The following is a 24,188-nucleotide window of genomic DNA, read 5'->3' as shown; positions in this document are numbered from 1 at the left end:
ATTATACAAATTTGCCGGAGGCGCTATTGCGAAACCGGCGCACTGCGATGAATGCAAAAAGAAATAACAGCGCCGCGCCGGCCAGGGCCAGGTAAATCCCTCTGTAAAACCATTCGTTGCGGTAGACAAACGCGGCATGATGCCGCCCCGGGGCAAGCACAAGCCGGAGCTGATGGTGCTTGTTCTCTCCGGCGGGGCCGCAATCCCTGCCGTCTATCTCCGCCCTGAAAAATCCGTTATGCAGGAAATTGGCAATCACCGCGCCGCCGGAAGGCGATGCCGCGTCAAACTCAAGCCTGTTGGGCAGTATTCTGAACTCCAGCGGCGCGCCGCTTTCCTCCCGGAACAGCATAGGCATGGCCTTGGGGTCGCTGTAAATCACGCGGCGGGAATCCTCAAATTCCTGCGAGAGGCCGTAGCCGGACAGCACGGGCCCGTATCTTGCCGCAGAACTTTTTTTGATTACATATCTGTTCACCCCCCACCGCCTGAAATAGGCGATGGTATTGGGATGAATCACTCCACAATAAGAGGAGAGGTAGGTCAGCTTCTGCGCGGCGTCGTAATTGGCCTTCAGCACAAAGGCGTCATAGCCCGCGAAATGATACAGCCCCCACAGCGTCGCATAATTGAACACAATGCCGCCGGGGTCCGAATCCCGGCCCGCGACATAGCCCAGCGAAAACAGCCTGCCGGAGGACAGTTTGTCCCGCAGCGGCTCGGTTATCGGGTTTGGGACGTCGTGGGTTATGAAGCTGTGCTGGAAATTGCGGGCATACATCGCGCCCATATCCGCCAGAGTCAGCGCCATGGCCAGCGCGAATATCCAGCCGGAGCGTTTCCCCAACCCCCCCCTCATTCCCCATGCGGCCAGCGCTATCAGGTAGAAATTGACGAAAATCCCCATCTTGAAAGTCCATCTCAGCCGGTTCAGCAGCGGCGTGAAATACACAAGCCAGTTCAGCGCGCCCGCGCCCCACAGCAGCGACAGCGCGGCGCATACGGCCAGCGCCGTCACAAGCGGGTTTCCGCGCGCCTGCCGCCAGCGCGCGGCCAGAAGAATCAGCGCGGCTTGGGCGACATAGCTTATATGCGCCGTATAGGGTATGACCCAGGAGGCAAACCCCGCCCTTGCGAAACGTTCGTATATGAAATGCGTTTTTATGGCGCGGGTATCCGTAAAAGGCCATACCAGCCCCCACAGCCACATGTCAGCCCTGTATTTGAGCCATGCCAGCTCGCCGTAGGAGAACGGCTGCCCCCTGTCGCGGGAAAGCGACATCTGATGCAGCGTCGGCAGCGCCAGCGGCAGCGCGCAGACGGCGGCCAGCGCCGCGCTGAACGCGAAAGCCCGGGCAAACTCCCAAACCCGTCCCGGCGCCGCGTCCGGCAGCGCCGTCCCGCTCCGCCCGTAAAGCAGCGCAAGCGCGAAAACCGATTCCAGAATGAATTCGTAAGCCACATACTGCGGATAGCCGCTGTAAAACAAAATCAGCCGCGCCCCGGCCAGCATGACGGCATTGCCAAGGGAAGGCTTGTCCATAAGCCGCAGCAGCAGAAAATGCAGCCAGCCCGCCCAGGCGAAAACCGGCAGCGCTATCCACCACGACGGCGCCACAAACATCACAAAGCCGTTCATCGCCCAGAGCGCCCCGGCCCAGAACGAAACGGCGCGCTCCGCGCCCATGCGGCGCGCGAACAGATACATCCCGCAGGCCGCCAGCGCGGCATGGAGGAAGGCGAATATGTCCATGCTCCACATCACATCGCCGGAAAACATCCTGCTCAGCCAGACGCTGGCGTACAGCGGCGGGTAAAAAACGGGGCTTGCGGCTATGCTGGGGTTGCCCAGATACTGATGAAAATTGAAAAAGGCCGGCCCGCCAGCCGCCAGTCCGCGGAAGTAATGGACAAACATCGGCAGCGTACAGTCCCGGTTGTCGTCCTCAAGAAAATAATAGGGGGAAAAATGCTCCAGAATCAGGTAGAATGCCGCGACAAGCAGAATCAGCCCGGCCAGCCATGCCGCGCCGCGCAAACGGTTTTTGTTGTCTTGATTCACTACAGCATCAACCTCGTTTTCAGCATTTGTTTGAATTGGGCGGGATGCTGCGTTTTCTCGACATAATCTTTGAACCAGTCGTAAATCCTTTTCACGGCTTCCTTCTGGGTTATTTCCCCTTTTGAAAGCTGAATATAAAGCTGCTGCTCCAGCTTGTCTTTCCCGCCGCTTTCCTCCTCGCCGCGCGGCTGGGGCCACAGATTTTCAGCCGCGCTGTTGCCGCCTATCGCCAGCGGGAGGAGATGGTCAAACTCGTAGTTGCCCCAGTCGCTTTGCCTGACGCCGTAGTCCCGCGCCACTTTCACTTTCATGGAATAGGGGACATTCCGCGCGCAATGCGCTATCCGCTCCGGGTATCTATGCCCGTCAAAATCCGTATCCTCCGGCGAGCATAGCTTGCCGGGGGTGATGTCCGGTTTCGGCGAAACGGGCCTGCCCTCCGGGCCGTTTACGTCTTCCGGCGGGGCGGCGGGCTGCTCCGGCTCCGGGATGTCCGCCGCCGGTTCCGCCGGCAGCGCCGCTGCCGGAAAAGGGAACGCCTTGTAATGCTCTATTGAGTCTGGCGCGCATGCGCCGTGAACTTCAACCGTTACCGCAAGAACCGCCGCCGCCAGTAGTTTTTTCATTTTACCGGGCGAACTGCCGAATTGCGAGATATCAGGTTCTAACCTGAAAGTTTCAGTTGGCTGCGGGATTCGGCGAAAAATCGCTTCATACTGCCTTCACAAAATTATCCTTTCGTGCTGTGAAGCACGCGCGGATAATTTTGTTCGGCATTATCTCGCGCTTTTTCGCCTCGGTCCTCGCACCAACTGAAACTTTCAGGTTTTAAGTCGCATTGCGCCTTTTCAGGCGCGTGGACTCATCAGTTGCATTGTAGGCAATGCCGGAAGGGCTGTCAAACTTTTTTCAGGTTGCCGCGCGCCACGGAATAGTCCGGCTTGAGCTTCAGCGCGGATTCAAAATACCGCCGGGCGGCGGCCTTGTTTCCGCGTCCAAGCTCTATCATGCCGAAATTGTTGAGCGCCTGGTGATATTCCTCAAAATCCGGCGAGATTGTTTTCAGCGCGGCTTCGGCCTCGTCCAGCCTGCCGTCCAGCCCCATGGCCAGCGCAGCGTTATAGGCCAGATTGTTTTTCGCCTTACCCGACAGCGCGCAGCCGCGGGACAGGATATTCTCATATACCGCTATCGCCTCACGCTGACGCGACGCTCTTGCAAGCGCGTCAACATAATTTACGCAGGTATGCTCGGCGCAGGGGTATTTGAGGCAGGCGTCCTTCCACAGGCTTTCTCCGCCGCGCCAGATAATGCGCCGCATTGCCGCCTGGGGGGCGAAGGCGGCGGCGCAGCACAGCGCCAGCGCATACGCCAGCCGCCGGCTGCGGTCCGGCGCGCGGGACAGCAGCAATGCCAGCCACAGGGCCAGCCCGCAGGCGGGAAAATATACGTACCGGTCCGCCGGGGCCATCTCCGGGCGGGTGATTACCGGCAGCAGCCCCAGCAGGAATATCCCGCCGCCCAAAACGCCGGCCCTGCCGGAAAACACAATCGCCGCGGAAATCCCCGCAGCCGCCGCCGGCAGCAGAAACAGATTTTTCGCGCCCAGAACGAAACCGTAGGGATAATCCGGCGACAAAGCCGCCGGAACGGCGATATGCCGGTAATAAAACCACAAGTTGTTCAGGCCGGAGAGCGCATGAAGCCCCGCTCCGTATTTGTACGGCTCAATCTTTATCAGCGGCCCGCCCGTGGAAAGCGAGGCCAGCAGCACGGCTCCGCCGAAAGCCAGCGCGGGCAGCTTTTCCGCAAGGACGCGCCGGGAAATTTCGCGGCCTTTGTAATAATCAACGGCCAGCAGCATAAGCGGAATGGCCGCCCCCGTCGGCTTGGCCAGCATGGCCAGCGCGGCAAACACGCTGGCCAGGATAATGCGCGCCCGAGGGCGGCTCCACAGCCGCAGATAGGAAAACAGCGACAGCAGCCCGAAAAAGCAAAGCAGCAAATCCTTGCGGCCCGACACCCACAAAACAGGCTCGCTAAGCAGCGGATGGACGCAGAAAACAAGCGCGGCGCAGAAAGCGGCGAAAGGGGCCGCCCCCAGTTCCGCGCAAAGCGCGCAAAGCAGCAGCGTGTTAACCGTGTGCAGCAGCGTGTTTGTCAAATGGTAAACCGCCGGATTTGTCCCGCCCAGCCGGTAATCAATTTTGTACGAGAGTATGGTAAGCGGATGATAATAGCCGTGCGACGGCGCGGCGAATTCGGACAGCAGCGGCGCAGACAATTCCGCCCCGTTGCCGGTTACGTACTGCGGGTCGTCCCAGTTGACAAAGCCGCTCCTTACCGAAGGCAGATACACGGCAAGCGAGGCAATCAGCAGGCAGGAGGCGGCTGCGAAACCGCGTGCGCTCACAACTCAAAGCCCAGGCCCAGCGACCAGATGGTCTGGCTCAGCGTGGAAAACCCCAGGTACGGCAGCCGCCCGGAAGAAAATTCGCAGAAGGCCGAAACCGCGGTGTCCTTCCCCGCCCGGCGCGCGCCGGCCCGCGCGTTGAAAGACGGGTTCCAGCCGTTACTTTGCAATGACTGCAAATCAAAAGCCGCGAAAAGCGAGTTTTTCCCCTGCGTGCGCGCCTCGGCCCCGAACTGGGCGCGCCAGCGTTTCTGCACATGGGGTATCTGGTTCAGCGCCCAGCCGCCGCCGCCGTATATCCGCAGAAACCGCGCCGGATTGACGGAGGCCAGCAGCCGCAAGTCGTCTGTAACATGCTTTGAAAGCTGCGAGGGGGAAAGCGCGTTGCTTATGATGTAATCGTCCCCGATGTGCGAGCTTGTGTGCCAGTACATGGCGCGCAGCGCAACCGGACCGGCGCGCCAGTCCAGCGGGAAGGCAAGCGTGAAATCGGCTATTTCAAAATCGTTGGTGACACGGGAGACGTCAAAGCGCGCCGCCACGCCCCCCGCTATGCCCAGCCGCGGGGAGGAGCCGTTTTCCGTCTCCAGCCCCGCTATGGCGAACTCGCCTCCCATATTGGCCTGGGCGCGCCAGCCCTCGCGCGCGGCGGCGGAATATCTGGCCGAGAATGCGGGGTATGTCGGGTCCGCCTCAAGCGGCTGGAAAATCCTGCCGGGGGGAAGCCAGCCCAGCTCCGCCGCGCGGCCCGTCCGCGCCGCCAGCGGCGCAAGGCAGCACAGGATTGCAAGGACTTTCGCAACCCTGAAAATTGCGGACAAACAACGGCATCCGCCGGCTGCGCCGGAACGCGGGGCCGTCATAGCGCATCGCCCCACTGGTCCTGCTTCGGGGGCCGGCTGGCGGGTTTGGCCTCCAGTTCGCGCGCGAAATCCAGCGGGCCCTTGGGCCAGCCGAAAGCGGTTTTGACAGCGGTTTCCATGTCAAACTCGGACACCATGGATTCAGAGGCCAGCAGCTTCGCCTCCGCGCACACCTTTTCCATCACCGAGGCGAACACGTCTTCGGGCCGGGCCGGGCTTATCCCCAGATACGGGGTAAGGTCGGCAAGGGCTGGGTTTTCGCCGATGATTTCACCGTAGTCGTAGAGATAGAACCCCGCGGTGGAGCGTTTGCCCAGATGCCCGTGCTGGGCCAGCCGGCTTTCCAGCGCCGACGGCGCCAGCCGCTGCGGCGCGCCCAGAAGGCGGTGAATAGTCTCGCCCGCCAGCACGTCCACGTCCAGGCCGATATCGTCGGCCATCTCAAAAGGCCCCTGCGGCAGCCCGCCGCCCCTGCGCACCGCCTCGTCTATATCGCGCGCAAAACCCTTGCCGCTCTCCAGCAGCGCCAGCGCCGCCAGAATGAAAGGGCGGCGCAGCCGCTCCACTATCACTCCGGGCAAATCATGGGCGATAACGCAGGAGGCTTCCAGCGAGGTGGCCAGCTCGCGGCAGGTTTTAAGCGCGGCGTCGCCCGTGGTTTCAAGGCGGGCGACCTCCGCCAGCCTGCCGCCGCCGGAAGGCGGATGAATCCGCAGCCCGGCAAACCGCCCCGGCGCGGGCAGCCCGGCTACAAAGGGGGTTACAGGCTCCGCCCCGCATCTGACGGCGAAAACGCAGTTCTCGCCGGCGGACTGGGCGGCTTTGGCCAGGAAATCGGCCCGGTCGCCGGCCTGCACGCCGGCAGTTTCTATCACGATATCCGCGCCGGCGAGCTTGTCCGGCTCCTGCACCGGCTCTATGCCGGCAATCAGCTCCGGCCTGCCGTCGCGCCGCAGCGTCCATTCAATGCGCGCCAGCGCAATTCGCAGATCGTTTTTGAACACGTCAAAAACACGGACCTGAACGCCTTTTAGCGCCAGTATCCGCGCCAGCGAGACGGCCTCGCTGCCGGAACCTATTATAGCGGCGGCTTCAAGCGGCATATCATATCCCCAGCATTTTCAGCCGCGCCAGAACGCGGGCCGGAACAAGCCGCCGGTCGGTAAACACGGCGTCTTTGAGCGCATGGCGGCAACGGCAGCCCGGAGCGGCGGTGGCCATGGCCGGAACGGCGGCGGCTATCAGCCGCTTCACCGCGGCGACGTTATGGAGCATCGTCTGCACCACCATGTCTCCGCTGACCTCCTCGCCGGTTTTCCACGCATCATAATCGGTAACCAGCGAGACGCAGGCATAGCACAACTGTGCCTCGCGCGCCAGTTTCGCCTCGGTAGCGGAGGTCATGCCTATCACGGAATAGCCCATTTTGCGGTGATACCCGGATTCGGCCCTGGTGGAAAACTGCGGCCCCTCCATGCACACCAGCGTCCCGCCGGAATGGGACGGTATGCCAAGCGCGCGCGCCTTTGCGTAAAGCAGCCGGGAAAGGCAGTTGCAGAACGGCTCGGCAAAAGAGATATGCGCCACCATCCCGTCCCCGAAGAAGGTGGAGACGCGGCCACTGGTGCGGTCCACCAACTGGTCCGGGAACACGAAATGGCGGGGCTTGAGTTTTTCCTTAAGCGAGCCCACGGCGCTCACGCCGATTACCGATTCCACGCCCAGCGATTTAAGCGCCCAGATATTTGCGCGCTGCGGGATTTCGGACGGCAGCAGCTTGTGCCCGCGCGCGTGCCGGGGCAGGAAGGCGACGGAAACGCCGCCGATATCGCCAAGCACTATCTCGTCGGACGGGGAGCCGAAAGGAGTCTTCACTTTCACCGCGCGCGCGCGGGAAAGGCCCTCCATCCCGTAAAGCCCGCTGCCGCCTATGACGGCGACTTTGGCGGCGTTTTTTTTCATCGCTCAAACCCCGCATATACCGGGAATTTTCTGCAAAACGCCGTAACCTTTTCCGCTATGGCGGCCAGCGTGGCGGAATCGCCTTTGGCCTCCAGCGCGTCGTTTATGAATTCGGCCACGGCGGCCATGTCGTTTTCCTTCATGCCGCGGGTGGTTATTGCGGGCGTGCCTATGCGCACGCCGCTGGCCACCATGGGCGGCTGCGGGTCGTAGGGAATGGTGTTTTTGTTGACGGTGATGCCCGCCGCGTCCAGCGTATGCTCGGCGTCCTTGCCGGTGATATTTTTTACGCGCAGGTCCAGCGAGAACAGGTGGCAGTCCGTCCCGCCGGCCACTATGCGGTAGCCCCTGTCCTGCATTTCCTTTGCCAGCCGGCGGGCATTGGCCAGCACCTGCGACTGGTAGGTTTTGAATTCCGGCTTAAGCGCCTCGCCGAAGCAGACGGCCTTGCCCGCGATTACATGCATCAGCGGCCCGCCCTGGTTGCCGGGGAAATTGGTGCGGTCAACCGATTTGGCATAGGCGGTTTTGCACAGCACCAGCCCGCCGCGCGGCCCGCGCAGCGTCTTGTGCGTGGTGGTGGTTACAATATCCGCCGCGCCCACCGGGGAGGGGTAGAGCCCCGCCGCAATCAGCCCCGCGTAATGGGCGATGTCGGTTACAAGGAAGGCCTTCCAGTCGTCGGCCATTTTCTTGAGCCGCGCCCAGTCCCAGACGCGGGAATAGTTGGACGCGCCCGCCATGATGAGCCGGGGACGCTCTTTTTCCACCAGCTTTTCGGCCTCGTCGTAGTCTATAAGCTCGGTGTCGCGGTTTACGTTCATGGTGGCGATTTTGAAATACCGCCCGGAGAAATTCAGCGGATGTCCGTGCGACAAATGCCCGCCGTGCGACAGGTTAAGCCCCAGCACCGTGTCGCCCGGATTTATAAGGGAAAGGTATGCCGTTATATTGGCCTGGGTGCCGCTGTGCGGCTGCACGTTGGCGTGTTCCGCGCCGAAAAGTTTTTTCGCCCTGTCTATGGCCAGCCGCTCCGCGACATCCACATGTTCGCAGCCGCCGTAATAGCGTTTGCCGGGATAACCCTCGGCGTATTTGTTGGTAAGCACGGACCCCTGCGCCTCCAGCACGGAAACGGAGGTGTAGTTTTCCGAGGCGATAAGCTCCAGCTTGTCCTGCTGGCGCAGCGTCTCGCCGCGCACGGCGTTGTATACTTCCGCGTCCGTCTTTTTCAAGGTATCGTGCATATAATTCTCCTTGCCCGTTATTCTACAATTTCCCGCGCAATTCCGGCTCCCGAATCGCGCCCTCGCGCAGTATCCGGGGGGAGGGGCCGGTCAGGTCCGCCACCGTGGATTCGGTTCCGGGGGCGTCGCCGCCGGCGAAAATGAAATCCACTTTTCCGTAAAAAAGGGCGATGGCGTCTTTCGCGCTCCGCGCCGCGGGCTGGCCGGACACATTCGCGCTGGTCTGCGCCAGCGGCAGGCGGCAGAGCTTGAGCCAGCGCAGCAGAAAATCGTGGTTCGGAACCCTGATGCCGGCGGTTTTGGCATAGGCGGGCGCAAGCGGCGCGCCGGGACGGGTTTTAAGCACCAGCGTCAGCGCGCCGGGCCAGAAGGCGCGGGCCAGTTTTTCGGCCTGCGGCGGCCAGCGGACAAGCTGTTTGGCCTCGTCCATGGAATGCACAAACAGCGGCAGCGGCTTGCCGTCCGGCCTGCCCTTGAGCGCGATTATGCGCGCGATGGCGTGCTCGTCGCAAGCGCAGGCGCACAGTCCGTAAACCGTGTCCGTGGGCAGCAAGGCCAGCGCGCCGGCGCGCATAGCGGCGCAGACGCGCGGCATTTCCCGCTCCAGCGGGAGGGAACAGTCAAATATCAGCGTCTTCATCGCGGGGGGGCAGGGCTATGAGCGTTATTTCTCCGAGGATTTTATCGCGGGAGGAAAGCTCCTTAAGCACGTCTTCCGCCGGGCCGCGCAGCCATTCCTCGTGCAGTTTGGTCATCTCGCGCGCGAGGGCGACCCGCGTCCGCGCGCCCAGCGCGGAGATTACGGCCTCCAGCGTGTCCTTTACTCTGAAGGGCGATTCGTAGATTATAAGCGGCCTGCCCAGTGCGGCGGCGGCGCGCAGCATTTTTTCCATCTTTGACTTTTTGCGCGGCATGAACCCCAGGAAAACGAAAGCTCCCGACGGAAACCCCGACGCCGAAAAAGCGGCGGCAGCCGCGCACGGGCCGGGGACGCTTTCCACCTTGCCGCCTTCTGCCAGGAAGCGGGCCGCCAGCTTCCAGCCGGGGTCGCTGACGCAGGGGGTGCCGCCGTCGCAGACCAGCGCGGTGTTCTCATGCCGGGCCGCCAGCGCGGCGCAGCGGCTGACGGAATTATCGTCGTTCTCGTTATAGCGCAGGACGCGGGCGGGAGAGCCCAGATGCCGCAGCAACGCCAGCGTGCGGCGGGTGTCTTCGCAGAAGACTATTTCGGCTTCGCGCAGGACGCGGGCGCAGCGGGGGCTGATGTCTTCCAGATTGCCCAGCGGGGTGGCGGTTATCCGCAGGACGGCAGGCATGTCAGGCCGGCGGCTGGTCCCGCCACTCGGTATTTTCCAGATGAAGGAAGGTTTTGACCACATCCGGGTCGAACTGCGCGCCGCTGCAGCGGCGCATTTCCTTGACGGCGTCCTCGCGGCTCATGGCCCTGCGGTAGGGCCGGTCGGAAACCATGGCGTCCCAGGCGTCTATGGCGGAAACTATGCGCGCGCCCAGCGGGATGGCCTTGCCGGCCAGCCCCTCCGGGTAGCCGCGCCCGTCAAAATGCTCCTGATGATACAGCACCATCTGCGACACCTGCGAGAGGAATGTAACCGGCGAAAGTATCTGCCAGCCGATGACGGGGTGGCGGCGTATCTCGTCAAACTCGGCGGCGGTGAGCTTGCCGGGCTTGCGCAGTACCACCTCGCTGACGCCGATTTTGCCTATGTCGTGCAGCAGCGCGGCGTATTCCACATGGCGTATCGCCGAGGGGGCAAGGCGCAGCTCCTGCGCGATGCGCCGGGCCTTGCGCCGGGCGCGCCCTGCATGGTCGTGGGTGTAGGAATCCTTGGCGTCTATGACGCGGGCAAGAGTCTCCACCATCTCTATGTAGAAATTCTGAAGCGAATCGTTGAGATGCATGTTTTCAAGCGATGCCGCCGTCTTGCCCGCCAGCACGCACAGCAGCCGAATGCGGCAGTCCCCGTCCGGCAGCGGGCCGGGCGGCAGGTGCAGGTTCATCACGCCGAACACCTTGTTGCGCGTTCTTATGGGCAGGGAGACGATAGGCTCCTTCTGGTCCGACCTGCCGCAATAACCGATATAGGCGGGGTGCTTTTTGGGCTCGCGGATGATGATGCTCTCCCCCGTTTCAAAAGCCAGGCCCGCGGCGCCCTCGCCGGGTTTGAGGCGCAGCGTCTGCGCCACCGACGGCGCGATGCCGCGCGAGGCGGTTATTTTCAGTTCGCAGGAAATATCGTCAAAAAGCATCAGCGAGCCGCGCTTGGAGCCCGTAAGCTCGCAGGCGCTGTCAAGCGCGGTCTGGCAAAGCACGGCCACGCCGCCGGTCCCCGCAGCGAGGTCGGTAGCGTGTATATTCATTAGTCCTTCAAGCAGCGCGTCCAGCGCGCGCCTGTCGCCGTCGGGGGCGGGTATGTTCATAGCGGCAGCCTCTCCATTTCGCCCGCAAAGTAAAATCACATGTAGGATAACATAAAAGCGCTCTCCTTTCAAAAAGATGTAAAATCAAGCGGAAGGCGGGCCACATTCGCCCGTGCCGGAAGCCGTTGCCACGGAATACGGAGATTTCAGGGCCTGCTCGGGAGCAAACCCCAATCTATGCACACACCGACTGCAAACAGAATAAAAAAACATCCCGTGCTGGCGGTTCCGCGCCGCGCGGCGGTTGCTTTCACATTTGACGGCAAAACGCTGGAAGCCGCAGAGGGCGAGCCTGTCTCCTCCGCGCTGGCCGCCAACGGCATCCACATATTCTCGCGGCATCACAAAGACAACTCGCCGCAGGGGATTTTCTGCGCCAACGGCCAGTGCGCGCAATGCGCGGTGATGGCGGACGGGATTGCCGTCAAGTCCTGCGTTACCCCGGTGCGGCAGGGGATGGAGGTGCGCTCCATCCGCGGACTGCCGGAGATTGCCGGAGAGGCGGGGGAGCGGGTTTTCGGCGAAATCCCGCTTCACGAGCCGGACGCGCTTATTATCGGCGGCGGCCCAGCCGGGCTTGCCGCCGCCGTAGAGCTGGGCAAGCTGGGCGCGCAGGTCATTATTGCCGACGACAAGGCGAAGCTGGGCGGCAAGCTGGTGCTGCAAACCCATAAATTTTTCGGCTCGGTGGAGGATTGCCGCGCCGGCACGCGCGGCATAGACATTGCCGCAAAGCTGGAAGCGGAACTGGGCCATTACCCCTCCGTGCAGGCGTGGACCAATTCCTTTGCCGCCGCGGTGTTTTCGGACAGGCGGGCCGGCGTGCTGCGCGAGGGGCGTTATAATCTGGTCAAGCCGCGCGCGCTGCTGGTGGCCGCCGGCGCGAGAGAGAAGACGCTGCCTTTTTCCGGCTGCACGCTGCCCGGGGTTTACGGCGCGGGCGCTTTCCAGACGCTGGTAAACCGCGACCTGGTGCTGCCCTGCAAACGGATTTTCATAATGGGCGGCGGCAATGTGGGGCTTATCGCCGCCTACCACGCCATACAGGCCGGCATAGCGGTGGCGGGCCTTGTGGAGGCGCTGCCGCAAATCAGCGGCTACAAGGTCCATGCCGACAAGATACGGCGGCTGGGCGTTCCCGTGTTCGTGTCGCACACGGTGCTTGCGGCTCGCGGCGCGGACAGGCTGGAATCGGTAACCATCGCCGCCGTTGACGATAAATTCAAGCCCCTGCCGGGAACGGAAAAAACTTTCGCGGCGGACGCGCTGCTGGTGGCCGTGGGCCTCAACCCGTGCGACGAGCTTTATCATCAGGCCAGGGACTTCGGGATGAATGTCTTCGCCGCCGGCGACACCGAGGAGATTGCCGAAGCCTCCGCCGCCATTTTCAGCGGGAAAATAGCGGGACTTAAAATGGCGCGCAGCCTGGGACTTTGCCAGGACGGGCCGCCGCCGCAGTGGACGGAAAAACTCAATATCCTCAAAAGCCGCCCCGGCAAAACCTGCGAGGCCTCTCCGCCCGCGCGCGCCGCCGGCGTTTTTCCCGTGTTCCACTGCCGGCAGGAAATACCGTGCAACCCGTGCGTCTCCGTCTGCCCGAAAAACGCGATAAAGCTGCGCGGCGAGGATATAACCGCGCTGCCGTATTTTGAAGGCGAGTGCATAGGCTGCCTGCGCTGCGCCGCCATCTGCCCCGGTCTTGCGGTAACGGTGGTCGACTGCCGCCGGGACGAGCAGTACCCGACCGTATATATGGCCTGCGAGCTGGATGCGCCGGAGCTCAAGCCCGGGCGCTTTGTGCGCGTAACCGACGGCGAGGGCCGCGAGATAGCCGGCGCGGAGATAACCGAAATCCGCCCGCTGAAGGCGCAGTCAACCGCCATCATCGGCGTCAAGCTGGAAAAGGCCGCCGCGCTGAAAGCGGCGGGGATAAAGCTCTACGACTGGGAAAAGGATTCGCCGCTTGCCGGCGCGTCCGCGGCGCAGGCGGGGGACGATACCATCATCTGCCGCTGCGAGCGGGTTACGCTGGGGCAGATTCGCAAACTTATAAGGGAGGGCGCGCGGGATTTCAACGCGCTTAAGGCCGCCACCCGCTGCTTCATGGGTTCCTGCGGCGGCAAGACATGCAGGCCGCTTATAGATTCGCTGTTCAGGGCCGAGGGCGTCCCTTCGGGTGAGATAACACATAACACCCGCCGCCCGCTGGAGATGGAAGTGCCGCTGGGCGCGTTTTGCGACGCGAAAGCCGCCCCCTGCGGCGGCGATGCGGGAGGCAGGTTCTGATATGAATTACGATGTCATTGTCATCGGTTCCGGCAGCATAGGCGTGCCGGCTGCGGTCGCGCTGGCGGAAAGAAAAATGAAGACGCTGGTGCTGGACTGCCTGGCCTCGTCGGGGCAGGGGCAGAACAAGGCGGCCATAGGCGGGGTGCGGGCCACGCATTCCGACGGCGCAAAAATTAAAACCTGCCTGCGCAGCCTGGATATATTCTCGCAATGGAAGGAAAAACACGGCGACGATATCGGCTGGCGCAAGGGCGGCTACTTTTTCCCCGCCTATCAGGACAGCGACGAGCGCCTGATGCGCCGGACCCTGGCGACGCAAAAAAGTTTCGGCCTCAACATAGACTGGATTTCCGCGGACGAGTGCGCCGGGCTGGTTCCCGGCATAAGCCGCGAGAATCTGCGCGGCGGCGTCTATTCCCCGGACGACGGCAGCGCCTCCACGCTTCTTGCGACAACCGCGTTCCGCCGCCGCGCCGGGCAGCTGGGCGTTGAATTCCGATACGGCGAGGCGGTCTCCGGCATAATAACCGAAAAAGGCAAAGTCCGGGGCGTCTCCACTTCAAAGGGGAAATACCACGCCCCGCGCGTGGTCAACGCCGCCGGAATCAACGCGCGCGAAATCTGCGCCATGGTCCGGCTGGATTTGCCGGTAACCTCCGATATGCACGAGGCCGCCATCACCGAGCCGGCCGCCCGGATGTTTGAGCCGATGATTGTGGACATCCGCGCGGGCGACGGCTCCAAGAATTCCTATTTCTACCAGAACGCGGAGGGCCAGATAGTGTTCTGCCTCACGCCGGAGCCGCCCAAATGGGGCGCGGACAGGGCGGCCACCTCCGAATTCCTGCCGGCGGTGGCGCGGCGGATGATAAGGCTGCTCCCCCGGCTGGCCTCAATAAAAGTGCGCCGGTGCTGGCGCGGGATGTATCCCATGACACCCGACGGGTTCCCGATAGTGGATTTCGCAAACCCCGAAGGGCTTATTCTCGCCGCCGGGATGTGCGGGCAGGGGTTCATGTTGGGGCCGGGCATAGGCGAACTGGTGGCGAAAATGGCGTCCGGCGATTTGCCGGCGGAGGACAGGGAAATCCTAAAAGGCTTCTCCCTCTCGCGCAGCTTCAGGGGCATGGAGCAATTCAAGTAGCCCGGTCTTTATTAACCTGAAAGTTTCAGTTGGTCGCGGGATTCGGCGAAAAATCGCTTCATACTGCCTTCACAAAATTATCCTTTCGTGCAGTAGGGCACGCGCGGATAATTTTGTTCGGCATTATTTTGCGCTTTTTCGCCTCGGTCCTCGCGCCAACTGAAATTTTCAGGTTAAGGAGATGTTTCTGTAATTGCTAAAATAATCACATGCGACAGGGCGAGATAGTTTACCGTTACGGCAGCGCGCTTTATGTAAATCTCACCAACCGCTGCCCCAACGACTGCGTTTTCTGCATAAAACGGAAATGGGGCATGGCCTTCCGCGGACACGACCTGGACCTGCGCGGCGGAGAGCCGTCCGTGCCGGAGGTGCTGGCGCGTGTCGTTGAACTTGAAAAGGACGCCCCCGCGCCCGAGATAGTCTTCTGCGGCTACGGCGAGCCGACAATGCGTCTTGACGAGCTGGTGTCCGCCGCCCGCGCCTTGAAACAGTCCGGCCATAAAATCCGCCTCAACACCGTGGGCCTTGCGGGGCTGGTGTGGGGAAAAGACGCGCCCGCCATGTTTGAGGGCGCGATAGATTCCGTCAATATCAGCCTCAACAGCGCGGATCCCTCGCAGTGGGAAAAGCTGGTGCGCCCGCTGCCGCAGTACCGCCGGGACGGGTTTGCAGCCGTGCTTGAATTCATCCGCTCCTGCGTCCGGCATGTGCCGGAGACGGTGGTTACCGTGGTTGACATGCCGGGGGTGGACCTGCCCGCAGCCCGCGCGCTGGCGGAAAAACTGGGCGCAAAGCTGCGCGCGCGGCCCTATCTGGAAAAATACGAGAGTTCCTGATGCCGGAGAAGAAAACCCTTTACATCGCCTTTGCCGCAGCGCTGCTGGCGGCGGTGGCCGTGCCGTCGGCGGTGTTTGTGGATGCGTGCGGGGCATATTTCAGCTTTCTGTCGCAGTGGAGCGGCGGGGCGCAGGTGTCTTTTTCGCCGCAGCAAAAAAACAGGCCGCGCGCGGCGGAGATAAAATTCGTCCGCTTCACGCTTAAAAAAAAGGGCGTCAAATCCGTTTTCGTCCGCGGCGATTTCAACGGCTGGGACGGCGGTTCGGACCCCATGAAACAGGAAAAACCAGGGGAATGGGCCGCGCTGGCCGCGGTTCCCGCGGGCGCGTCCAGATACGAATTCATCGTCGCGGGCGCGCCGCTGCGCGACCCCGCCGCGCACGGCAGGGCGGTGTTTGAGGGAAGGGAGGTCTCGGTTCTAAAATGAAAAGATTTTTAGCAGCGTTTCTGCTGATTTTATCCGCCCGGCTTTGCGGCGCGGACGGGGGGAAGGGTTCCGTCGCGCTTTTGTGGCTGCCGGCCCCGGACGCGCCCCGCCAGGAAGTCATGGACTCCATGGGCGGGAATTCCGGCTTTGGCCTGACCGTCGCGGTTCCGGCGGCCTCCGTCCCCGCCGCGGAGCGCGAGAAAATGCGCGCCCTCTCCGCCTCCGGCAGGCTGGAACTGCCGCTGCGCATGGCGGGCGACCCCGTCCTGCCGCTTTTGTTTTCGCCGTCCAGCGCATACGTAAACTGGCAGGGCAAGGGCGGCTACAGCCTCTGGGCAGACAGGATGGACGAGGCGGCCTATTCCCTGTATCTGGGGCTGGAGGGTTACAAAAAAATCCACAAGCAGCCGCCGGAGGGCTGGACGCCCGCCGGAGGCGGCCTCACCCCGGATTTCGTGCCGCTGGCCGCGACCTACGGGCTGAAATGGCTGGCCTGCGGGCGCGGCGCAAGTCAGGAATTTGCCGTGCTGGAATCCAGCGGCGTGAAGCTGGTCTCTTTTGAAACCGCCAGGGACACCGCCGCGTTAGAACTGCTGCTTGCCTCGGCTGCGGTTTCCGCCGCCCCCGTTTTTGCCGCCATAGACGAGACGCTGGTAGACACCGCAACAGCCTCCGCGCTGCGCGGCGCGCTGCGGAACCTGGCGCTGTCCCCGCGCGGTCTGAAATACATGACGGTAAGCGCGGCGCTGGCGGTTGCGCCTTCTACGACCGTGGCGCAGTCAACGGGCGGGGCGGCGTATTTCCCGCCGCCCTGGAGCGGCGATTACAGCCCCTGGGCCGCCAATCCGCGCCAGTCGGGCGCGCTGCTCAACCTTGGCGCGGCGCGCAAGGCGTGCAGCATATACCGCAGCGCCAGCCAGGCAAAAGCCCCGGCGCTAAAACAGGCCTCCGCCCTTATGGCGGAGCTGGACACCGGCGCGCGCCTGCTGCGCCTGGCCGGCCCCGACCCCGACGATGCCGACGAGGCCGAAAACCAGTTCAAAACCATGCTTGAAAACGTCTACCGGGTGATAGAGCGGCCCATGCCGCCCTCGCTGGTGCGGCCCCTGTCGGATTCCGAGTCGCCCTCCGGAGAGCCGGAGGCCGAAACCGTCTCCAGTCCCGCGGGCGGCGGCAATGCCGTCATCACCGAGGGAGACGGAATGCTGCTTGTCCAGAACCCGGAAAAGCGGGCCGTCCTGCCGCCGGGTTTCCCTCTGGCCGCCGGCGCCACCGGCCAGGCCGCGCTTACGCCGGCGCAAAACGGCGTTTTCAACCCGGACGCCGTGCTTGTCCGGTGGACTTCGGATTCAGTGGATTTCAGAATCAAGACCTCCCGCGCCGACGACGCTGCCCGCCGGGAACTGCTGCCGCTGCTGCTGGCCGATATTTACATAGACCTCAACCACAGGCCGGGGTTCGGTTCGGTCAATCTGCTGGAGGGGCGCCAGTTCCGCGCCTCCGCGGAGGATGCGTGGGAATTCGCCGTGGTCATCGCCTCCGGCAAGGCGCGGCTGTACCAGGCCACGCCGCAGGGGCCTTCCAAAATCGGAGAATACGACACCGCGCTGCTGCCCGGCGGCGACATGCTGGCTGAAATCCCGCGCACGGCGCTGCCCGGCACTCCGTCACGATGGGGGTATTTGATTCTGACGATGCCGCTGGACCGGGAGTCCGGCGCGCAGCCAAAACCGCTGGCCAACCCGTCCGGCGGCCCGGTGGCCGATTACATGTCGCTGGACCGGCTGGGCAACACCTTTTATTTTCTGAGGCTGCCGGCTAAATTCAGGTGAGCCGTGTCCGCTCGGAAAGGCTGGCCCTGTCGGAGAGTTTGGACAGTTCCCTCGCCGCCACCGCCATTTTAGGGCACAGGCGGGACAGCGTTTCCGTGCCGGTTTCCATTTCCAGCCAGTTCAGCCGCATGGTAATCCCGGCGGACCGGTTTTGCAGGTACTGAAAAGCGGACGCCAGTCCGGACACGGCATGCCCGCTCTGGCGCAGGGCCGAGGCAAGCTCCCGCGCGCCCAGCTCGTCGCAGTCCCGGCCCGCGCCGCAGCCGCGGCGCGCCGCAGCGGATGCGGCTCCCCAAAAATCTTCCACCAGCGCGGCGGTTTCCCGTGTTTTGACCCCTGCCGCCCTGAAATCGGTTTCAAATTGTTCGTCGCGCACGGTGATGCCGCGTTTTTGCTGCTTGGCCACTATTTCGGCGCGGCCCGCCAGCGCGTTCAGCGCATTAGTCAGCGATTTGATGTCGCTGTTGCGTTTTTCCATCTCCGCCGCCAGCTGGGAGAATGTTTTTTCCATAGACCGTATTGTCCCATTTCCCGCCCGCCCAAGTAAAGCGGCGGCCAGGCTGTCCGGGCACGACATCCCCCGTTTTTTTTTAAGAGCTTAGGTGTATTGGCAAACGACAACGAAAACGGAATCAAACCATGAAACACACGAAAGGGGAACAAAAAAAAGTTCCCGGTAGTTGTTCCCGCCTTGTTCCAGAGCCTTTTCGTGTGTCTCGTTCAATGAGGGACGCCGTTATTTCTGGCATTTGTTTCCTCATTTGCGCGGTCGTTTCCGGTGATATGGGACAGAAAACCATGGAATTGTGGAAAAAATGGGTGATGTCGTGCCGTCCGGGAGATTGCGGCGGGGTTTGTGTTTTTGATACAAAGACTGCATGAGATTTTTTTCGGCCTCTTTCGCGGCGGCATGGGTCTGGACGGCGGCATGCGCGCCGGCATGGGCCGGCGACAATATGCGCGCTGTCGACATCGCCTCCATCGCGGCTGTCATAGTGCTGCTGGCCGTGGCGCTGGCGGTTGTGGCAGCCTCGCAAAGCAAGGCACGGGTGCAGACGCTCGAAAGCATAGCCGCGCGGCTGGACGCGCGTTTCACGCGAAAGGCCGTGGAACTGCTCAACGAGGAATTCTGCAAACTCCCCCTGTTCAACATAGAAACCTCTTCCGCCAGGCAGCCCGGCATGAGCAATTTCTATGCGCTTAAGGGCGGCGACGAATTCACCAACATGATGCGCGGCGGCGCGTTCGGCGAATCGCTTTATTTTGACTACACTTACACGATGCCGGTCAAGGGCAGAATGGTTTTCGTATGCCAGACGGTGTCCGCCTTCAAGACGCGCCGGCTGTTGCCGCCGCTGGCCATATGGCCGGCTCAAATCGCCGGCACGATGAATGCGCCGGAAAATTACCAGCCGCTCGTGTTTCCTGAGCATCCCGACTTCTCGTCCGCATACAGGATGAAATCGGCCACGCCCAAGGAAGCCAAGGCATTCCTGACCCCGGAAGCGGCATCCATTTTTTCGCTGCGACGGGGCTGGTCCCTGGAAGCGGGCGGCAACTGGGTGGTGCTATACCGGCACGGCCAGCAGATAACGGCGGAAAACTATCCGGCATTCATAGACGAAACGCGGGAGGCGGCGGCTTCAGTCAATGTTTTGTGAAGGGGAAGGAGGAAACCCCCCTCGGTTCGAACTTCCAGCCGCCGCCCCTGCCGCCGCCGGAAACCCAGAGGCGCAGTTCCGTATCCAGTTCGGAGAGGGTTTTGAAGCGGTAGTTTTTCCACAGGGCTGATTCCGCCGTCCGTCCGGCGCGGATTTCGGCGCAGAGGCCCTTGAACTGGAGCCGGCGCGCCGGGGAAAACAGGAACTTCACCATCGCGAAAGATTCCAGATACCAGGCCTCCACCGCCTCCGGCGGGTCGTGTTCGCCCGGCTGCAGCGCAACATGGGTTTTAAGAGGCTTCATCCGCTCCGGCAGGCTGCGGTTGAGGGCGGCATTCCATTGACCGCTTCCGCCGGCGGCATCCTCCATCATCACGGCCACGCCTTCGTCAAGCCAGGCCGGAGGCAGTTTCGTCCGGGAATCCGTCCCCTGGAAAAAGGATTCAAAAAACAGATGCGCCAGCTCGTGCGCTACGGTTCCGCGCAGCTTGTCCCTGTCGCCGTCGTCATATATGGCAATGGCGCGTTTTTCATACAGCGCCAGGCCGCGTGACCATGCCGGGGGCGCGAACTCGCCCGCCGCGTAATCCGCGCGGGAGGGATAAATATAGACCGTTGTCCGCTGTTTTTCCATCCAGGGCGCGAAAAGCGACATGTCAAAGCGCATTCGCCCGTAAATCCGCTCCAGTTCCAGCTCCAGGCCGGCGGGCAGCCAGCCCGCCTTATGGAAAATCCTGAAATGCGGCGAGGCAGTTTCAATCCATGCGCTTTTTCCGGAGGCCGGCGCGGAGGATTTTGAAGTCTCCGCCGGGACAGCCCGCGTCTGACACAGCGCGGGTTGCGCCATCAGGAACGCAAAAATCAAACCCATGCGCAGAGTATACCCATTTTCCGCAGTTGGTGGCGAGCGGGCGGGGATGGGTCTTGCGCGCGCGGGAATATATATACGCTGTAACCGGGTTTATGGCGAAAGCGGCGGATTTGATAGATTCGTTGAAAAGCGTGTTCCCGGGGCCACAGGAGCTTGTCGGCGTGGACCAGGGCAGCCGGTTAACTTGAAATTTTCAGGTTAGTAATCACCTGGATGGGTAATATCTGGCTTGAAGCTTTAGCGCCACATTGACCAGCATTATGAGTATCGGCACTTCCAGCAGCGGGCCGATTACGGCGGCAAAAGCCTCCTGCGAGTTCAGCCCGAATACCGCCACCGCCACCGCTATCGCCAGCTCAAAATTATTGCTGGCGGCGGTAAATGAAAGCGTCACTGTTTTCTTATAATCCACGCCGAGTTTGCAGGACATCCAAAAGCTCACAAAGAACATCAGCAGAAAATATACCGCCAGAGGAATGGCGACCCGCGCCACATCAAGCGGCAGTTGAACGATATACTCCCCCTTGAGCGAAAACATCACCACTATGGTGAAAAGCAGGGCGATAAGCGTGATGGGGCTTATGCGGCGGAGAATTTCGCGCTTATACCATTCCTCGCCCTTTGCCTTGACCGCGAAATATCGCGTAAACATGCCCGCCAGAAACGGGATGCCGAGGTAAATAAACACGCTTTTGGCTATTTCGCCCATGGTTACGTTCACCACCATGCCTTTGCCGATACCCAATGCGCCCGGCAGAACAGTTATAAATACCCAAGCGTAAAACGAATACAGGAAAACCTGAAACAGCGAGTTCAGCCCCACCAGCGCGGCGCAGTATTCGCAGTCGCCCTCGGCCAGATCGTTCCAGACAATGACCATGGCAATGCAGCGCGCAATGCCTATCAATATCACGCCGGACATCAGGTGCGGCCTGTCGCGCAGGAACAGCACGGCGAGCGCGAACATGAGTATCGGCCCCACAATCCAGTTTTGAACCAGCGAGAGTGTCAGGACTTTTTTATCCTGAAAAACCTCGTGGAGCTTTTCATAGCGCACTTTCGCCAACGGCGGATACATCATCAGTATCAGCCCGACGGCTATCGGGATAGAGGTGGCGCCCACGCTCATGGCCGATATGGCATTGTTTACCGACGGGAAGAAGTAACCGATTCCCACGCCCAGCGCCATCGCCGCGAAAATCAGCGCGGTCAGATAGCGGTCTATCGCCGAAAGACGTTTGTGCCCTTCCATGCCGCCTCCTGTTATGAATTCAGGGTTTCCTCAAAAAATTCCCTGTGCCAGTTGAGCTGCGTCCCGGCGGCCTGAAGCGCGGAGAGCAGAATGGCCTCTTTTATCTCCTCTTTGCCGGCTCCGGCGGCAAGCGCGTCTTTTACATGATGCTTGGTGCAGTGTTTGCACCTGAATACCGAAGCAACCGCCAGCCTGATAAGCTCTTTGGTTTTATCGTCCAGCGCGGTCTTTTGCTTTGCCGTATTGGAAAAATGCGCGTAACCCGCGCCGAGCGGCGACTGTCCGAGATACCACGGTTTCCTGTCCGACATGTTATCCTCCTGTGATTACCGGCAGTATGTACTTAACGCAAAGCCATGCGCCCACGCCGACAAATACGGCGCCGGTAGCTATGCGGACGATTCGCTCCGCTTTCGCCATGTTGTGATAGAATTGCCCCGCCGATTGCAGCCCCAGGGCCGCTATCACCGCGAACGCCGCGACGGGCAGGCCGGTCCCGATGCCGAATAACGCCGGCAAAATCACGGCGGAAGATTCTTTCGCGGCAAGCGGCACCAATGCGCCGAAATACAGCGCCGCCGAAACCGGACAGAAGGAAAGCGCGAATACCGCGCCCATCAGCAGCGACGGGATTATGCCTTTGGAATTTTTGAATTTCCCCTCGCCGCCGACGCCGAAGCTTAGAAAGTCAAGTTTGATGACGCGCAGCAGAAACAATCCCGCCGCTATCAACAGCGGCCCGAGTATCTGATTGCCGTATTTTTGCAGGAAAAACGACAGTCCCGGCGCGGATACCAGGCCTTTCACCAGCAGGAATCCTAAAACCGCATAGACCAAAGTCCGCCCGGCGACATAGGCCAGCCCGGACCACAGCGCCGTCTTTGCGCCCGCCAGTGATTTCCCGATATAAGACACCGCCGCCAGGTTTGTAGCCAGCGGGCAGGGGCTGATAGCCGTCAAAAGCCCGAGCCAGAAGGCCGCAACAGCCGGGATTGAAATATCCGGCACTATTTGGCCTCCAGTTGTTTGACTATATGCTCTTTCACGTAGACGAGGAATTTGTCCTTGCTGCCCAATTCAAACCAGATGCGGTCAAGATTTTCCCAGGCGCCGGGTTTGCCGTCTTTTTCCGGCTGAAGGACCACGGTTTTTGAGACGAGTTGATAATCTTTTACGAAATGCTCATTTGCCTTTTCCTCAACATTCAGCGCGGCAAACGCCACGCGGCCCGCATACTGCCCGGCGGCGAAGCTCTCCGCCGCCTCTTTTGTGTACTGCTCTATTTTACGGCAGGAAGCGCAGCGGGCGTAGCCGTGGAAATAATAAACCGTCAATTTGCTTCCGGCTTTCTTTTCGGTTTCCTTTTCAGCCGGTTTCGGGGCGGGCTTTTTTGCGGCTGCTGCCGGCGCCGGTTTGCTTTTTTTCGCAACCGGCGCGGCAAAAGCATGTCCGCCATCCCAAATCATAAGCGAACACGCCGCAAAGCCGGCTGCCAAAACAAACATCGCTTTCAGGTTAAAGAAGTTTTTTGGCCGCTTCAGAAGCTTTCTCCATGTTTTCCTTGTTGGCTGGGGATTTGCCTTTTTCAAGGCCGAGGCCGGTTAAGCGCAGGTGAATGAAGTTTGTAACGCTTGCCTTCTCCATGCACTTTTTGGCGCAATCAACCGGGCAGCCGTCAATCGCCAGCGTTTTGCACGCTCCGCTTGCCGAGGCGATAAAGCCGCTTATCCCCGCGCCGATTCCCGCAAGGCAGGACATCCTGCCAATGCCGTCTTTAGACAATTGCCTGCCGGTTCTGTCGGCTATTTCTCCCAAGTCAGAACACCCCGAGCAGGTGAAAACAAGCTTTGTGTCTCCGCCGCAGCCGCATGAATTTTCCGCCATTATTTTCTCCTCCCGGGTTTAACCGCCTCAATTGTAAGGCTTGAGGCCGCGCCCTCAAGCGCCTTGCCGGTTCTGGAGGTTATCGGGTCCAGCCCCGCCGCCCCCGCGGAATAAAGCTTGTCGGAAAGCGTTTTTATTTTCACAAAACCGGCCTGTCTTATCGCTCCGATATAATCTTCGCGCAAAAGCGCGCCCGCCACGCAGGCGGCGTAAAGCCCGGCGTCTTTTTTCAGCCTGGGCGGCAAAGCGCGGTTAAGCGCTATGTCGCTGACCACCAGTTTGCCGCCGGGCTTAAGCGCGCGGAACGCCTCGCGGAACACGGCGGGTTTGTCGGGCGAGAGGTTTATGACGCAGTTGGATATTATCAGGTCCGCCTCGCCGTTCTCAACAGGCAGTTTTTCAATAATGCCCTTGCGGAATTCCGCATTGGCAAGGCCGGTTCTGGCGGTGAATTTCTCAAGATTGCGTCTGGCGAGACGGAGCATGCCCGCCGTCATGTCCACGCCTATGGCGCGGCCCCCGGGGCCGGCAATTCCGGCGGCGATGAACACGTCTTTGCCCGCGCCGCTGCCGAGATCAACCACGGTCATGCCTTTTTTTATTTTGGAAAATGCCACGGGGTCGCCGCAGGAAAGCCCCAATTCGCCTTCAACCGCCTTGCCTGACGCGTGTCCGCAGCAGGACGAGCCGGAGCAGCAGGATTGGGATTTTCTGGCCGCGCGCCCGTAGGCCAGCCTGACAATTTTTCTTAGAGCCGCGGAAGATTTCATTTCAACAACTCCTTGAGGGCTTCCACCGTCGGCACTCTGCCAGAGATTTTCACCGTGCCGTCAACCGCCAGCGCGGGGGTCATCATCACGCCCATGTCGGTGATTTTGTTTATGTCGGAGATTTTCTCCATTTTGTATTCAATGCCCAGCTCTTTTGCCGCAGCCTCGGCATGCTCGTAGAGCTTGTTGCATTTAGGGCAGCCCATGCCCAGTATCTGTATCGTTTTCATGT

General features: G+C 61.4%; 25 protein-coding genes. 6 read left to right on the top strand and 19 right to left on the bottom strand.

From position 1 onward, the window contains the following. Position 1 precedes the first annotated feature (1 nt). The 10 genes from WC421_00460 to WC421_00415 all read right to left on the bottom strand — a co-directional run bounded on the left by WC421_00460 (position 2) and on the right by WC421_00415 (position 10,986). A complete protein-coding gene (locus tag WC421_00460) occupies positions 2–2,062 on the bottom strand; it encodes a hypothetical protein (protein MFA5160696.1) in 2,061 nt (686 codons plus the stop codon). Further along, positions 2,062–2,688 (bottom strand): hypothetical protein, encoded by a 627-nt coding sequence (locus WC421_00455; GenBank protein MFA5160695.1) that lies wholly within the window; start codon positions 2,686–2,688, stop codon positions 2,062–2,064. The genes WC421_00460 and WC421_00455 overlap by 1 nt, the downstream gene beginning before the upstream one ends. A 272-nt stretch (positions 2,689–2,960) precedes the next feature. Further along, positions 2,961–4,475, bottom strand: a complete 1,515-nt coding sequence (locus WC421_00450; GenBank protein ID MFA5160694.1) for a hypothetical protein — start codon at positions 4,473–4,475, stop codon at positions 2,961–2,963. Further along, entirely contained in the window at positions 4,472–5,296 is an 825-nt protein-coding gene (locus tag WC421_00445) for a DUF1207 domain-containing protein (protein MFA5160693.1), read from the bottom strand. The genes WC421_00450 and WC421_00445 overlap by 4 nt, the downstream gene beginning before the upstream one ends. Positions 5,297–5,334: 38 nt before the next feature. Continuing rightward, the gene (locus WC421_00440) at positions 5,335–6,441 is read right to left on the bottom strand and encodes a 3-hydroxyacyl-CoA dehydrogenase family protein (GenBank protein MFA5160692.1); all 1,107 of its coding nucleotides are present in this window, start codon (positions 6,439–6,441) and stop codon (positions 5,335–5,337) included. 1 nt (position 6,442) lies between these two features. Further along, on the bottom strand, positions 6,443–7,300 hold the full coding sequence (gene mtnP / locus WC421_00435; GenBank protein MFA5160691.1) for an S-methyl-5'-thioadenosine phosphorylase: 858 nt from the start codon (positions 7,298–7,300) through the stop codon (positions 6,443–6,445). Continuing rightward, complete coding sequence (gene glyA / locus WC421_00430; GenBank protein ID MFA5160690.1) at positions 7,297–8,547, bottom strand: serine hydroxymethyltransferase; 1,251 nt, start codon at positions 8,545–8,547, stop codon at positions 7,297–7,299. The genes mtnP and glyA overlap by 4 nt, the downstream gene beginning before the upstream one ends. Before the next feature lie 22 nt (positions 8,548–8,569). Next, on the bottom strand, positions 8,570–9,187 hold the full coding sequence (locus WC421_00425; protein ID MFA5160689.1) for an L-threonylcarbamoyladenylate synthase: 618 nt from the start codon (positions 9,185–9,187) through the stop codon (positions 8,570–8,572). Next, entirely contained in the window at positions 9,168–9,863 is a 696-nt protein-coding gene (rsmI, locus tag WC421_00420) for a 16S rRNA (cytidine(1402)-2'-O)-methyltransferase (protein ID MFA5160688.1), read from the bottom strand. Before rsmI ends, WC421_00425 begins: the two co-directional genes overlap by 20 nt. Before the next feature lies 1 nt (position 9,864). Further along, positions 9,865–10,986, bottom strand: a complete 1,122-nt coding sequence (locus WC421_00415) for an HD domain-containing phosphohydrolase (protein ID MFA5160687.1) — start codon at positions 10,984–10,986, stop codon at positions 9,865–9,867. 177 nt (positions 10,987–11,163) lie between these two features. Between WC421_00415 and WC421_00410 the strand changes: the two genes are divergently transcribed. The 5 genes from WC421_00410 to WC421_00390 all read left to right on the top strand — a co-directional run bounded on the left by WC421_00410 (position 11,164) and on the right by WC421_00390 (position 17,518). Further along, a complete protein-coding gene (locus WC421_00410; protein MFA5160686.1) occupies positions 11,164–13,272 on the top strand; it encodes a 2Fe-2S iron-sulfur cluster-binding protein in 2,109 nt (702 codons plus the stop codon). Between the two features lies 1 nt (position 13,273). Beyond that, positions 13,274–14,419, top strand: a complete 1,146-nt coding sequence (locus WC421_00405; GenBank protein MFA5160685.1) for an FAD-binding oxidoreductase — start codon at positions 13,274–13,276, stop codon at positions 14,417–14,419. 209 nt (positions 14,420–14,628) lie between these two features. Next, on the top strand, positions 14,629–15,258 hold the full coding sequence (locus tag WC421_00400; GenBank protein MFA5160684.1) for a TatD family nuclease-associated radical SAM protein: 630 nt from the start codon (positions 14,629–14,631) through the stop codon (positions 15,256–15,258). Then, positions 15,258–15,686 carry a hypothetical protein gene (locus tag WC421_00395; protein MFA5160683.1) on the top strand — a complete coding sequence of 143 codons (429 nt, stop codon included), beginning with the start codon at positions 15,258–15,260 and terminating at the stop codon, positions 15,684–15,686. Before WC421_00400 ends, WC421_00395 begins: the two co-directional genes overlap by 1 nt. Further along, positions 15,683–17,518, top strand: a complete 1,836-nt coding sequence (locus tag WC421_00390) for a hypothetical protein (protein ID MFA5160682.1) — start codon at positions 15,683–15,685, stop codon at positions 17,516–17,518. Before WC421_00395 ends, WC421_00390 begins: the two co-directional genes overlap by 4 nt. Here the strand turns inward: WC421_00390 and WC421_00385 are convergent. Then, entirely contained in the window at positions 17,511–18,029 is a 519-nt protein-coding gene (locus WC421_00385; GenBank protein ID MFA5160681.1) for a hypothetical protein, read from the bottom strand. The two genes, WC421_00390 and WC421_00385, sit on opposite strands and share 8 nt — an antisense overlap. Positions 18,030–18,396: 367 nt before the next feature. On the opposite strand from WC421_00385, the gene WC421_00380 reads away from it, so the two are divergent. Then, positions 18,397–19,179, top strand: coding sequence for a hypothetical protein (locus WC421_00380; GenBank protein ID MFA5160680.1), 783 nt, complete (start codon positions 18,397–18,399; stop codon positions 19,177–19,179). On the opposite strand, the gene WC421_00375 is transcribed toward WC421_00380, so the two are convergent. The 8 genes from WC421_00375 to WC421_00340 form a co-directional block, all read right to left on the bottom strand. Further along, complete coding sequence (locus WC421_00375; GenBank protein MFA5160679.1) at positions 19,166–20,050, bottom strand: hypothetical protein; 885 nt, start codon at positions 20,048–20,050, stop codon at positions 19,166–19,168. The two genes, WC421_00380 and WC421_00375, sit on opposite strands and share 14 nt — an antisense overlap. Positions 20,051–20,255: 205 nt before the next feature. Next, positions 20,256–21,302, bottom strand: a complete 1,047-nt coding sequence (arsB, locus tag WC421_00370; GenBank protein ID MFA5160678.1) for an ACR3 family arsenite efflux transporter — start codon at positions 21,300–21,302, stop codon at positions 20,256–20,258. 11 nt (positions 21,303–21,313) lie between these two features. Continuing rightward, the gene (locus WC421_00365; GenBank protein MFA5160677.1) at positions 21,314–21,613 is read right to left on the bottom strand and encodes a carboxymuconolactone decarboxylase family protein; all 300 of its coding nucleotides are present in this window, start codon (positions 21,611–21,613) and stop codon (positions 21,314–21,316) included. 1 nt (position 21,614) lies between these two features. Continuing rightward, a complete protein-coding gene (locus WC421_00360) occupies positions 21,615–22,310 on the bottom strand; it encodes an aromatic aminobenezylarsenical efflux permease ArsG family transporter (protein MFA5160676.1) in 696 nt (231 codons plus the stop codon). Then, on the bottom strand, positions 22,310–22,807 hold the full coding sequence (locus WC421_00355; protein ID MFA5160675.1) for a nitrophenyl compound nitroreductase subunit ArsF family protein: 498 nt from the start codon (positions 22,805–22,807) through the stop codon (positions 22,310–22,312). Before WC421_00355 ends, WC421_00360 begins: the two co-directional genes overlap by 1 nt. Before the next feature lie 10 nt (positions 22,808–22,817). Continuing rightward, positions 22,818–23,186, bottom strand: coding sequence for a putative zinc-binding protein (locus WC421_00350; protein ID MFA5160674.1), 369 nt, complete (start codon positions 23,184–23,186; stop codon positions 22,818–22,820). Beyond that, a complete protein-coding gene (locus WC421_00345) occupies positions 23,186–23,956 on the bottom strand; it encodes a methyltransferase domain-containing protein (protein ID MFA5160673.1) in 771 nt (256 codons plus the stop codon). Before WC421_00345 ends, WC421_00350 begins: the two co-directional genes overlap by 1 nt. Beyond that, positions 23,953–24,186: a thioredoxin family protein gene (locus WC421_00340; protein ID MFA5160672.1), complete on the bottom strand. Its 234-nt coding sequence runs from the start codon at positions 24,184–24,186 to the stop codon at positions 23,953–23,955. Before WC421_00340 ends, WC421_00345 begins: the two co-directional genes overlap by 4 nt. Positions 24,187–24,188: the final 2 nt, after the last annotated feature.

The sequence above is a fragment of the Elusimicrobiales bacterium genome (assembly GCA_041651175.1).
Classification (GTDB): domain Bacteria; phylum Elusimicrobiota; class Elusimicrobia; order Elusimicrobiales; family Elusimicrobiaceae; genus JAQTYB01.
Note: the sequence above shows the minus strand (reverse complement) of the source record. Positions and strands in the feature narration are given on the sequence as shown.

What these genes read in the sequence shown, in the direction of transcription:
- WC421_00415 (MFA5160687.1), bottom strand. Translation starts at nt 10,986, where the DNA reads ATGAACATACCCGCCCCCGACGGCGACAGGCGCGCGCTGGACGCGCTG.
- WC421_00405 (MFA5160685.1), top strand. Translation starts at nt 13,274, where the DNA reads ATGAATTACGATGTCATTGTCATCGGTTCCGGCAGCATAGGCGTGCCG.
- WC421_00385 (MFA5160681.1), bottom strand. Translation starts at nt 18,029, where the DNA reads ATGGAAAAAACATTCTCCCAGCTGGCGGCGGAGATGGAAAAACGCAAC.
- glyA (MFA5160690.1), bottom strand. Translation starts at nt 8,547, where the DNA reads ATGCACGATACCTTGAAAAAGACGGACGCGGAAGTATACAACGCCGTG.
- WC421_00355 (MFA5160675.1), bottom strand. Translation starts at nt 22,807, where the DNA reads ATGTTTGTTTTGGCAGCCGGCTTTGCGGCGTGTTCGCTTATGATTTGG.
- WC421_00380 (MFA5160680.1), top strand. Translation starts at nt 18,397, where the DNA reads ATGAGATTTTTTTCGGCCTCTTTCGCGGCGGCATGGGTCTGGACGGCG.
- WC421_00440 (MFA5160692.1), bottom strand. Translation starts at nt 6,441, where the DNA reads ATGCCGCTTGAAGCCGCCGCTATAATAGGTTCCGGCAGCGAGGCCGTC.
- WC421_00455 (MFA5160695.1), bottom strand. Translation starts at nt 2,688, where the DNA reads ATGAAAAAACTACTGGCGGCGGCGGTTCTTGCGGTAACGGTTGAAGTT.
- WC421_00345 (MFA5160673.1), bottom strand. Translation starts at nt 23,956, where the DNA reads ATGAAATCTTCCGCGGCTCTAAGAAAAATTGTCAGGCTGGCCTACGGG.
- WC421_00395 (MFA5160683.1), top strand. Translation starts at nt 15,258, where the DNA reads ATGCCGGAGAAGAAAACCCTTTACATCGCCTTTGCCGCAGCGCTGCTG.
- mtnP (MFA5160691.1), bottom strand. Translation starts at nt 7,300, where the DNA reads ATGAAAAAAAACGCCGCCAAAGTCGCCGTCATAGGCGGCAGCGGGCTT.
- WC421_00340 (MFA5160672.1), bottom strand. Translation starts at nt 24,186, where the DNA reads ATGAAAACGATACAGATACTGGGCATGGGCTGCCCTAAATGCAACAAG.
- rsmI (MFA5160688.1), bottom strand. Translation starts at nt 9,863, where the DNA reads ATGCCTGCCGTCCTGCGGATAACCGCCACCCCGCTGGGCAATCTGGAA.
- WC421_00350 (MFA5160674.1), bottom strand. Translation starts at nt 23,186, where the DNA reads ATGGCGGAAAATTCATGCGGCTGCGGCGGAGACACAAAGCTTGTTTTC.
- WC421_00365 (MFA5160677.1), bottom strand. Translation starts at nt 21,613, where the DNA reads ATGTCGGACAGGAAACCGTGGTATCTCGGACAGTCGCCGCTCGGCGCG.
- WC421_00375 (MFA5160679.1), bottom strand. Translation starts at nt 20,050, where the DNA reads ATGGGTTTGATTTTTGCGTTCCTGATGGCGCAACCCGCGCTGTGTCAG.
- arsB (MFA5160678.1), bottom strand. Translation starts at nt 21,302, where the DNA reads ATGGAAGGGCACAAACGTCTTTCGGCGATAGACCGCTATCTGACCGCG.
- WC421_00390 (MFA5160682.1), top strand. Translation starts at nt 15,683, where the DNA reads ATGAAAAGATTTTTAGCAGCGTTTCTGCTGATTTTATCCGCCCGGCTT.
- WC421_00410 (MFA5160686.1), top strand. Translation starts at nt 11,164, where the DNA reads ATGCACACACCGACTGCAAACAGAATAAAAAAACATCCCGTGCTGGCG.
- WC421_00400 (MFA5160684.1), top strand. Translation starts at nt 14,629, where the DNA reads ATGCGACAGGGCGAGATAGTTTACCGTTACGGCAGCGCGCTTTATGTA.
- WC421_00425 (MFA5160689.1), bottom strand. Translation starts at nt 9,187, where the DNA reads ATGAAGACGCTGATATTTGACTGTTCCCTCCCGCTGGAGCGGGAAATG.